The sequence below is a fragment of the Rhodopirellula sp. JB055 genome, from assembly GCF_043100905.1.
GTDB lineage: Bacteria > Planctomycetota > Planctomycetia > Pirellulales > Pirellulaceae > Rhodopirellula.
The window spans coordinates 1-10,493 of sequence record NZ_JBICHO010000305.1 but is presented as its reverse complement, the minus strand read 5'-3'; the positions used below and the strand labels follow the sequence as shown (position 1 = coordinate 10,493).

The 10,493-nt window shown below is 56.6% G+C and carries 9 protein-coding genes, 1 other RNA gene and 1 pseudogene; 6 read left to right on the top strand and 5 right to left on the bottom strand.

Annotated elements, in window-relative coordinates; translation table 11 throughout:
- Positions 1-257: 257 nt before the first annotated feature.
- The gene (locus tag ACF8AM_RS12065) at positions 258-1,214 is read right to left on the bottom strand and encodes an alpha/beta fold hydrolase (protein WP_392555869.1); all 957 of its coding nucleotides are present in this window, start codon (positions 1,212-1,214) and stop codon (positions 258-260) included.
- Between the two features lie 106 nt (positions 1,215-1,320).
- Between ACF8AM_RS12065 and ACF8AM_RS12060 the strand changes: the two genes are divergently transcribed.
- On the top strand, positions 1,321-2,064 hold the full coding sequence (locus tag ACF8AM_RS12060; RefSeq protein WP_392555868.1) for a helix-turn-helix transcriptional regulator: 744 nt from the start codon (positions 1,321-1,323) through the stop codon (positions 2,062-2,064).
- Between the two features lie 85 nt (positions 2,065-2,149).
- Here ACF8AM_RS12060 and ssrA read toward each other — a convergent pair.
- Both ssrA and ACF8AM_RS12050 read right to left on the bottom strand, forming a co-directional pair.
- Positions 2,150-2,529: a transfer-messenger RNA gene (gene ssrA / locus ACF8AM_RS12055) on the bottom strand.
- Between the two features lie 135 nt (positions 2,530-2,664).
- Positions 2,665-3,159, bottom strand: a complete 495-nt coding sequence (locus ACF8AM_RS12050) for a hypothetical protein (RefSeq protein WP_392555867.1) — start codon at positions 3,157-3,159, stop codon at positions 2,665-2,667.
- Positions 3,160-3,597: 438 nt separating this feature from the next.
- Between ACF8AM_RS12050 and ACF8AM_RS12045 the strand changes: the two genes are divergently transcribed.
- Positions 3,598-4,338, top strand: coding sequence for a DUF4332 domain-containing protein (locus tag ACF8AM_RS12045; protein ID WP_392555866.1), 741 nt, complete (start codon positions 3,598-3,600; stop codon positions 4,336-4,338).
- Positions 4,339-4,368: 30 nt separating this feature from the next.
- Here ACF8AM_RS12045 and ACF8AM_RS12040 read toward each other — a convergent pair whose 3' ends face one another.
- Positions 4,369-5,493, bottom strand: a complete 1,125-nt coding sequence (locus ACF8AM_RS12040) for a TIGR01212 family radical SAM protein (protein ID WP_392555865.1) — start codon at positions 5,491-5,493, stop codon at positions 4,369-4,371.
- A gap of 448 nt (positions 5,494-5,941) precedes the next feature.
- Here ACF8AM_RS12040 and ACF8AM_RS12035 point away from each other — a divergent pair, with 448 nt between their 5' ends.
- Positions 5,942-6,397 carry an FHA domain-containing protein gene (locus tag ACF8AM_RS12035; RefSeq protein ID WP_392555864.1) on the top strand — a complete coding sequence of 152 codons (456 nt, stop codon included), beginning with the start codon at positions 5,942-5,944 and terminating at the stop codon, positions 6,395-6,397.
- Between the two features lie 193 nt (positions 6,398-6,590).
- On the opposite strand, the gene ACF8AM_RS12030 is transcribed toward ACF8AM_RS12035, so the two are convergent.
- Complete coding sequence (locus ACF8AM_RS12030; protein WP_392555863.1) at positions 6,591-7,031, bottom strand: thioredoxin family protein; 441 nt, start codon at positions 7,029-7,031, stop codon at positions 6,591-6,593.
- 867 nt (positions 7,032-7,898) lie between these two features.
- Here ACF8AM_RS12030 and ACF8AM_RS12025 point away from each other — a divergent pair.
- From ACF8AM_RS12025 to ACF8AM_RS12015, 3 genes and pseudogenes are all read left to right on the top strand, one after another.
- On the top strand, positions 7,899-8,906 hold the full coding sequence (locus ACF8AM_RS12025; protein WP_392555862.1) for a DUF1080 domain-containing protein: 1,008 nt from the start codon (positions 7,899-7,901) through the stop codon (positions 8,904-8,906).
- Between the two features lie 120 nt (positions 8,907-9,026).
- Entirely contained in the window at positions 9,027-9,995 is a 969-nt protein-coding gene (locus ACF8AM_RS12020; RefSeq protein ID WP_392555861.1) for an alpha/beta hydrolase, read from the top strand.
- Between the two features lie 156 nt (positions 9,996-10,151).
- Positions 10,152-10,493, top strand: a pseudogene (locus ACF8AM_RS12015) (hypothetical protein); the annotation flags it as partial.

Below are 10,493 nucleotides of genomic sequence, written 5' to 3'. Positions count from 1 at the left end.
AACACCCCTGATACGACACCCGACGAGAAAGGCGGTTCGAGTTTATGCCGCTGTGGGGTTTCCCGGTGTTTTTTGGCTCGGGCCCGCGCCCTCGCGTACGCCTGAACGGCGTCGCTCGACCTCTTCCAAAACTTCGTTTCGGGAGAGGTGCGCCGTGTAGAGAGAGCCCCAGCCGAACGCCGGACGGCTTGCACGTTTGATGACACCTGCATGCGTGTCTCGCCCTTTCTGGTTGGTTCGGTTTCATCTCGTCGCTTCTACGAACTTGCGGGGGGGCCGTGTTGCCGTGTTAGCCAATACAAGATGGCTTGATTGGTTTGCTCTGGTTGTTCTTGCTGGATCCAGTGGCCGCAGTCCAGGTTGATCACGTCGGCGTTGGGGACGTATTCGGTCAGTCTTTCAAACTTGGGGATGATGTCTCGGTCTCCGTAAATCATCAGGGTGGGCTGCTTGATGATTGGGTCGACGTCGGCCAGCAAACGCCAATTGCGGTCGAGGTTTCGATACCAGTGGATGCTGCTGGTGAAGCCGGTCGATTCGAAGGCGTTGATGAACACAGCCAGTTCATCGTCACTCATCAAGGGCTCGCCCCGTGTCGATGCCGCTTTGGCCAGGTTGATCATCATCATGCCCGGTTCGGGTGGAGCGGACGGCACGTTCTTGCGGAACAAATTGCGAAGAAACGTGGACGTGTTCTCCTCCAGGACTGCATCTGCCACGCCCGGTTGTCGGTTGAAGTGAACAAAGTAGTTGTCGCTACCAAGATATTCTTCCATCACTTCAATCCAGGGCCTCTCTCCACGTTCCTGGTACGGCAACGCAAGGTTGATCACTCGGTTGACTCGTTCTGGGTGCAACAGAGTCAGCCCCCAAACCACCATCGCGCCCCAGTCGTGACCGAGAAAGGTCGCATCCTCGTATCCGAAGTGATCGAGAAGGGAGACCAGATCACCGGCCAGATGCTCGAGGTCATAGTCGGTGACGTCGGTGGGGCGGGACGAGTTTCCATAGCCGCGTTGGTTGGGGACGATGACGTGGTATCCCGCTGCGGCAAGTGCGGGGATTTGATGACGCCACGAGAACGCATGTTCCGGCCAACCGTGACAAAGCACGATCGGGTTCCCTGCATTTTCTTGACCTGCCTGGAAGACTTCGAGGTCCACACCATTGACTGAAATCAAAGTGGGTTTGGGAAATGCGGTCGAGATAGTCATTCTGATACCTAGTTGTTATGGAGCGGTCATTTCGATGTGTGTCGCAACTTCGGAACCTGCTTGCGAACACGAGCACGCGTAGCGTAGAACAAAAGGGTGCCAAAACGTGTCACCATTCAAAGTGGTTTGTGAATTGAGTTCTCGCTCCCGACAAGACGCGGTTGTGCGGCTCCTTCGCCGCAATGGGACCATGACAATCGCTGAGCTGGCGACGGAGGTGGGTGCGTCCCGGCGGACGGTATTGCGTGACATTGGGGCTCTGCGTGAACAAGGCTTTGTCATTCATTCGGAACCTGGACGCGGGGGCGGCCTGCAGCTCGATCCGCAATCGGTTTTGACCACAGCGAGGCTATCCGTCTCGGAGGTCTTTGCTTTGATCATCAGCGTTTCGGCGATGCGTGCGACTGGGGGCATTCCGTTTCTGGAACTCGCGGACGCTGGGCTCGCGAAGATTGAGAAGGCTCTGCCGCGGGACAAGATTCGCGATTTGCGCCGACTGTTGAAGTGCCTGTACGTCGGGGAACTTTCGCCACGGGTGAACATCTCGGACATGGGGAAGATGGCTCCCACGCTGCTGCCGGCTTTCGAGACCGCTTTCCTTCGGCGACTGCATCTGCGGTTCCAGTACCGTGATGCCAAAGGTGTTGAGACGAGTCGAAAGGTGGAACCGCAAGCCGTGTTGATCTTGCCGCCGCTGTGGTACTTGGTGGCCTGGGATCCTGCTCGTGAGGATTTTCGTCACTTTCGAATGGACCGAATCAGCCGCCCGGCGTGCGCTGAAGGCGAAACATTTCGGCGACGTCACGTCCCATTCGAGGATCATGTGCGTCCCGTGCGCGATTCGACGTAGTATTCACGACTGGTTGGACTCCGATCCTGCTTGCCGCCGGCCAACGAAAAAAGCCGAGTTGCGATTGCTCACAACTCGGCTTTTGAAGTGGAGGCGGGGAGGATTGAACTCCCGTCCCGCGATGCATCCACGATGCCGTCTACATGTGTAGTCAAGCTATTTGTGGAATCTCGAAGATTCCTTTTCGCTTCATCGGGCGCTACCTGACAGGCTCCCGAATCCGCTAACTCAAATCTTGTTTAGCGACCCGCGTCTTGAGTAAGACGGGCCGCGATCCGACATTGTGACGGACATTCAGGCGACATCGGCGATCCCCATCAGTCCGGGCTACCTGTAATTAGGCGGCCAGTGCAAAGTTTTCTTCTGCAACTAAAAGTTTTTGATCAGCTTTTTACGTGGCCAACTGATCAACCACGACACGCAGGCATACGCTTCTTGTCATCCGGTCGATTCCAAGTCGCCCCCTTGCTTCTTCTTCAGACGTTGATTGTACCCGATTGGTTCGGCTCTCGCTGCTGGTCGGGCCCGCGAATTTTGTTTTTTGTCGACGTAAGTCGTTTGCAGAACGGGTGGTTACAGTTGGTTTTGCAAACTTTGGGTTTACCGCTGCAGGGCCATGTCGACCAGCGAAGACAGGCCTCCGAATTGACCTTCCCGGACAACCAATCGGTCACCGGCTCGCAGGGCATAGTCGGATTCGGGACGCACGTCGCCTGCGCCATGGTCAGCAAACTGGACTTCCATTCGAAGCCCTTCCACTGAATCGGGTGAATGGCGATACAGCACAGCCTCGAGCCGACCGAAACGCTCGTCCACGCCGGTTTGCTTGAGCAGTGTGCTGACGAAAACGGATTGCCCCTGCGGGTTGGATCCCGACGCCGGAGGCAGAGGTAGGACTCGTACGGGAGTGCGGTCACCGATGATCTGCAACACGATCGAGTCATTCGCTTTTGCTTCGCGTACCTTGCGGTAGACCTCTTCGTTGAACGTGCCCGAAGACAGTGCCGCTCCAGAGCCCACCGTGTCCAAGCGAGACTCGGAATTGGATCCGCCGGCGGTCATGCCACTGAGTTCACTGAGTTTCGGCGGTTTCATGCTGGGCACCTTCAAAGCACTGAGTTGCAGTGGGGCACAGCCTCCTGCAAACACACAAAGGACTCCCACAACACAGGTGAGAAATGGCACTCCGCTTCGTTTTCGTTCGGTGAGGCGTGTCATGGTGGAGGGCTTCGTCTGGCGAAGAATGACCTTGCGGGTCGCGGAAGTTGGATCGACTGGGAAGTTAATCGGCCTGCCACTCAACTTTCTTGAGCATTCTTTCAGAATTTCCTCAACTCGTTCCATTGGTCCACGCTTTCCGACAGGTGCATTGGAGCCCGTGAAAACGAGGGGCAGCCAAAAGCAGGATGCTGATCGAGCCCATTTTGAGGTGACCAAGGTTTGATTGCCGAAGGCGAACTGGGGTGGCAGACCAACGGAGGGCTCTGCTATCGGAAATTCTCTCGAATCGCTTCCTCCCAGGAGTCTTCTCTTATGTTCGAGTTTTTGAAACGTTTTCCACTGCGTCGTCGGTCTCCTGTTGCTCCGACTCCGCTAGATCGTGGGGGCGAATCGTCTGGCGATGTCGTGCTGCGGATGCAGTTGCCTGCGGCGGCCAGTGACCGGCCCTCCGCTGGTCCGTTGACTGTTGCTCCAGCCTCGCTGGCGATGCAACGCACGGCTGACGAAGCGATCGCAACGACCGCGGTTCGGGCATCCGTTGTTTCGAACGCTTCACCGCACGTGCGTCCATCGCGGCTTCGAAGCAGTCATCGCGAACGCATTTTTGCGATGCGGATCGAACACCTACAGATCTGCAATGAGAAGCGTTGCCGTTTGCTCGCGAAAGTCGGTGTGGTCACGGCGGGCGATTTGGCGTGCTGCAACCCGGAGCAGATCTCGCGTCAATACAAGTCACCCGAGCGAGCGCTGCGTTCGATCAAACGTTTGCGCGCCGCCGTTCGATTGTCAGTTGCGATTGATGGCATGATGCCGCGCGACGCGTTGATCTTGGTCGCGATTCATCGTCGCAGCGTCGCGTCACTGGCTCGCGAATCGGCCGCTGCTTTGCATCGTGACTTGGAGCGATTCTCGCTCAGCAGTCGCGGTCAAAAGATGGTCGGGCACCGAGGTGTACCGAGTCTGCGACGCGTCAAAAGCTGGGTGGGGCAATGCGAAGAGCTGGTCGCGCATTGGATTCAAAACCATCCTGCGGAAACGCAAATGGCGGCCTGATCGCGACGGCCAGCAGATTGTCCAGCCAGGTCACTGCATTTTCAAAACCGGCAATCGACCTCGCGTGTCGATACGATTGCGAATCGATTCCGGTGTGGCATCGGCTGGTCGAGGCCGTTGCATCGGAGGCACCTCAGGCGGAGCATAGCGATCGCCTTGTCGCGAGTCGCGGCGTTCAAACTCCGCTTCGATTTCTCGCCGGATGTTTTGCTTGTCCGCGCACCACTTGGGTTCGATCAGGTAGTTTGGAGGCGCATCACCGCTCACGCGTTCGACGATCACTTCGGGTGGGATGCGTTCCAGGAAGTCGACGACTGCGCGAACGTAATCCTCACGCTGCATCATCTGAATTTTGCCGGCCAAGACTTCTTCGCCCAGCGGTGTGCCGCGAACGCTGTACAGGTTGTGAAGTTTGATGGCATCAAACCCCAATCGTCCGACTTCCCGGGCGGATTCCATCATCATCGCATGATCTTCTCGCGGGACACCCAGGATGATATGGGAACAGCATTCGAATCCACGACCTCGGGCTCGGTCGATCGCGTTGACCATGTCGGCGTGGTTGTGAGCCCGGTTCATCCACTCGAGTGACTCGTCGTGAACGGTTTGCATACCGAATTCAAGTGAGACGTCGTGATCAACGGCAAGTTCTTGAAGCAGATCCAAAACGCTGTCGGGAACGCAATCGGGTCGAGTGCCCACGGCCAGTCCAACAATTCGGTCGTCTGAATTCAGAGCGAGGTCAAAGATCTCACGCAATTGTTCGATGGGGGCGTAGGTGTTGGTCGCCGGTTGAAAGTAGGCGATGAAGCCGCGGACGTCGGTGTATCGTTTTTGAACTCGGCCGATTTGCTCGTCCAGTTGATCTGCGACCCGCTGCAAACGGACTCGCCGCGACGGACTGAAGGACCGGTTGTCGCAGAAGTTGCAGCCGCCCGTCGTGACAGCTCCGTCGACGTTCGGGCACGTGAATCCAGCGTCGATGCTCACCCGTTGAATTCGGCCGCCGTGTCGTCGACGAAGGGCTTTGCCGAACGCATTGAAACGAGCCCCCTCTGCTTGCCAAGCCAGCCGAGAGGGATCGGGGACGCTCGCCGGACCCGAGTCGGAGGCAGCGGAACGATCGGAAGCGGAATGCTCGGAGGATGATTGCATCGCGGAATTGTACCGCGGCACCGTTTGAAACCAACCGGCACTGCGGGGCTTGCGATCGGGCGAAACGAGGAGACGTTGCGAACGGTCATGGACGAGGCAACGCGTCCTTCCCCAAGCAAAGGGCGTGTTGCCTCATCCACCGCCCAATGCTCGGCCCTCCCCTCGCTCGACGCTCCCAGGGGGAGCGTGAAGTTCGAAAGAATCGACGTTCCGACGGACGGTGAAGATCGAGTCGTGGCAGGAACGGTTGCTGGCAACGTTTCTGGGAATCTCCCTTTTTTCGCGAGCCTTTCAATCGGAACAGCCGTCAAATTAGGAAGAGTCTGCATTGGGATTGTCGTCGAAGCTTCCCCGCCGGGGGGCGTGAAGACTGGTTCGGCGCGCATAGCGAGAATACAATGCAGTGTTTCAAGTCATCATCCCCCTCTCTTTGAAACTCAACGCCATCATGAGTGCTGAAGACGCCCCAGAATTCGCCGGCGCATTCGGTCAACTGACGCCTCTGGGCGGCGGCGACCCAATCCCACTGATCAAAGACAAGCTGCTGATCGGTCGGCGGCGACACTGCGACATTTGTTTGGACTTCTCGAACGTGTCCAGCCAACATTGTCGAATGACCCTGGAACAGGGGTATTGGTTCATCCGTGACTTGAATAGTCGCAACGGAACCAAGGTCGATGGTCGTGCGATCATGCGCAAGCGGGCAGATCCCAATTGCAAGATCTCGATCGCCAAGCATCACTACACGCTGGAGTATGAACCACAGTTGTTGGGCGCGTACGGTCCACCTCCTGCGGACGATGATTACATCGAAGAGGTCATGAAGAGCTCGCTGATGGATCGTGCCGGCATCAGTCGGCGTGATCCTAAGAAAGGCTTCTTCAACCGGAAATCGGAAGACTGATCAGCCAAATTGGTGGAGCATCGCTGGGCGAGTCAGATCGCCGAGTGGTCTGGACGGGCCGAGTCGTCTGGACAGTTTGGGCAAAATCAAAACGAAAAAAGGCACGTGCGGGAGATTCTCGCACGTGCCTTTTTTTATGACTCATTTCATCGTTTGGAGGTTGCCTGGTTGGCATTCCAAAACGGCGTCTGGATCAACCGCGTCCCAAGGTGGCGGTGACTCGTTTAATCAGTGAGCGGACAGGTTGAACGGGCTGGTACCCGGTCAGCTTGCGACGACTCCAGCGACCATCGGAGGTTTTGCTGTACAGGATGATCTGAGGGATCATCTTTTCATCTTCCATCAGTGTTTTGGCCAGTTCGGGTTCCGCATCGCGGTCGACCAAAGCAACGCTCACTCCGTCCAATTCCCCACTGTTTTGCATGTTGGCAATGGTCGTTTTCTTCAACGTTTCGCAAGCGGGGCACCACGGTGCGCCCACCACGACCATCAAGGGTTTGTCTTCCTCGACCGACTTTTTGTAGGCGAGAGTGTAGTTCTGGTCTGGCTTCTGGTTTGACACATGGGCGACCTCGGTCGCAACAGAGCCATTGGTCGCCATGGCGACGGTGAGACCCAAGAACAGTGACAGCATTCCAAGCTTCCTCAAACAACGTGTGAAGCGTCGACGGTTGCGGCACCATGCCGGCATTCGAGCTGGGAAGCAGATTGGCTGCGGCACTCAGGCATTCTGAGGCAGCAGGTTTTCCGCCATCCGTGTCCTAGCTCAAGAAAAGTTCGATGAGTGGTACCGCCGAAACGCTTTTGCAACGAAACACACCGAACCATTTTCGAGTTCCTCTCGAAGGCACCGGCGGATTCGCGAGTTACGCTGAAAGTCGGCTCCGGTCGATGGCTTCCTGATCGACGATGGAAATGACCTTGGCCCGAAAGAAAACGCTTGACTCAGCTTGCCCTATTCAGGGGGGGCAATTTGTGCCGGTCGCGTTGACCTGACAGGCTGGGCGGGATTCTAGGTCTGCTGCGAAAGCGTGCAAGTATCCGCACCCTCCTTTTGAGATTTTTGCGTTAGAGGGTAATTGTGCCCCGTTGAAAGGCGGAAAAGGTGCGTTGGTCGTCGCTCGGGTGTGAGGATAGGCAAGGAGCGTTGAGGGGAGGGCGAGACTTGGAGGAAATCATCGCGAAAGTAATTGGCTGGGAAGTGTTTTATGAAAGGCTCCTGAAATGCGTTCTCCAGCGTTTGGAGCCCGTTCGGCGGCCGGTTTCGAGTGCTTGGAGGCCGCGTTTGAGCGGGGTTCAGCATGTGAGCACCTCTCCCGAAACGAAGTTTGGGGGGAACACTTCAAAACTGCACGACCTCGTTTGTTGGAGGGGGCCTATGTCGGGCAGTGCCCGCCACTGGTTTGGCTTATCATTGTGTCCGCCTTGGTGGTGGGATGTTTGGCGGCGTGTCGGGTTTCCCTCTTTCTCGTTTCTCTCTCGCTAACTCTGCAAGATTGTGATGAAGCTACTTTCTGGTGCTCGTTTGACAGGCGTGACAGTTTTCTTTGCCCTCACGACATTTCTTGTTGGGGCGGTTCAAGGCGAATCGGTTCCACCCGGCTTGCTCGGTGATTGGGCTTTGGACTTGTCCTCGGATGAACCGGCGTGGATGAGAGTGGAAGAGCAAGCTGGCAAACCGGTTGTGTCGCTTCGAATCTATGTTGGCTCGGCAGGGCCGTACCGCGATGTGGAGGTTGTTGAGGGGCGACTCAAGTTTGACATGGTCAAGAAGGCAAAGGGCAAACGGGTGAGCACGACCCGTGTGAATGTGGGGTTGGTGGACGGTGAGTTGGATGGGGAGATGGTGAGAACCCATGCCAACGGGAAAGTGGAACACCTGGATTTTTCAGGGACGAAGATTTCTTCCATGCCTGTCGATCGCCCAGATCTTTCTACGGTTCATTTTGGGCACCCGATTTGCCTGTTCAATGGAAAGGACCTGAGCGGTTGGACCGTTCACGAGCCGGACAAAAAGAACGGTTGGTCGGTGGTCGATGGCGTGCTGCAGAACAACACGCCGAAGATCGATTTCAGTGCGACCGGTGACCACGCGAATTTGAAGACCGTCGAATCGTTTGAGGACTTTTGGTTGCATCTGGAATTTCTGGTTGGGACGCAACGCAACAGCGGCGTGTACCTGCGAGGCATGTACGAGGCTCAAGTGGTGGACCGCGACAGCCGGATGCAAGGCATCCAAGGTGTGGGAGCGATCTTCGGTGAAATCCCACCTTTGAAGAACGCGGGGCGAGCTGGAGGCGAGTGGCAAACCTACGACATCACTCTGGTGGACCGACACGTGACCGTGGTGCTCAACGGCGAGAAGGTGATCGACAACCAACCGATTTCGCGACCGACCGCGGGTGCGATCCACACGAACCCGGATGAGGCGGGGCCGATCTACTTGCAGGGTGACCACACCAACGTCGCGTACCGCAATCTCTATCTGGCCCCGGTGCTCAAGCCGTGAGCGAGGCGTCCACGTGATGCGAGTTGTTCTCGCCGAAGTCCATGCAATGAATCGTCGGTTTCGTTACAACAGCGAACCATTCACATCGACACCCAAGCTGTTCCATTGATCGCAACGAAAATGCACGCCGCTCAAATGATTTTTCAGACAGGTTGCCTCGCCATCTGCCTGACCGGACTCGCTGCCGCACAAGCTCCGAAGGAATTGGTTTCGCCTGAACCCACTGAGTCGGGGATCTCTTACGGGGACCATCGCAAGCAACAACTGATGTATTGGAAGCCAACCCAGACGTCGGATCAGCCCACGCCGTGCGTGTTTTACATTCACGGGGGCGGATGGCGAGGTGGATCGCAGACCGACGCGAATTTGATGGGGATGTTGCCGAATTTGCTGGACTCGGGAATCACTGTGATTTCGGTGCAATATCGGTATATCCAGGATGCGCTGGCAGAAAACGTCATCCCACCTGTGAAAGCGCCCATGTCGGATTGCGCACGAGCGTTGCAGTTTGTGCGTTATCATTCGAAGCGATTTGGGATTGATCCGGATCGAATGATCGCCGTGGGAGGATCGGCTGGTGCATGCACCTCGTTGTGGTTGGCTTTGCACGATGACATGAAGGATGCATCGAGCGAGGATCCGATCGCACGACAGTCGACTCGGTTGATGGGCGCCGCCGTGATTCGACCACAAACCACTCTCGACCCAAAGCAAATGAAAGAGTGGACTCCCAACAGTTGGTATGGCGGGCATGCGTTTGGCCGGTTCGCGAAAGCGGGTGACAAGAAGCCAGCCCAGTTCGCGAGGTTTTTGGCGGCGAGAGAAGAAGTCCTTCCATGGATCAAAGCGTACTCGCCGATCGAGCACGTCTCGTCGGATGACCCACCGATTTATATGTTCTACAGCGATGAGCCGAAGATCGGGCAGAAGCAAGGTGACCCGACGCACACGTCCAACTTTGGCATCAAGTTGCAGGAGCGATTGGAGGCAGCAGGCGTGGAGTGTGAACTGTTCCACAAGGGGTCCGACGTGCCTCATGCTTCGGTCGAGGCATATCTGCTGGATCGCTTGTCGATCAAAGAGGACTGAGATTGCAAGAATGATTTGCGGCGAACAAGCAATCGATCGCACTCTTGTTCTGTTGGCTTGCGATGAGAATGGGCGGAGAACTGGATCGTGACGCTTGGTGTGTCATGCCTTCGAGTCGTGGTCTCTCGTTTATTACCTCCATCGCAGACGTCTTCGATGATTCTCTCTACTGTTCGTCGCCGTTTCTCCAATCTTATCGTTCTGGCCCCCTGGGGGCTGGTAAGCCTCGTTTGGCTAGGCAACGTTTCATCCGGAGTGGCTCAGACGTTCAAGGTTGATCCGGTCAAAAAAGTCTCGGATATGGGGGCGATCCCTGCCTATGATGTGGCGGAGAGCATTGACTGGCCGGCTTTTCTTGAAGTCTGTGATTGGCAGCGTGAAACAATGCCACGTGCGTGGGATGAGGCACCGTTCACTGGCAACGGTGAGCAAGGCACACTGGTTTATCAGCTCGATGACCGAACGATTCAGTTTGATGTGGGATGTTCTGCCGCCCAC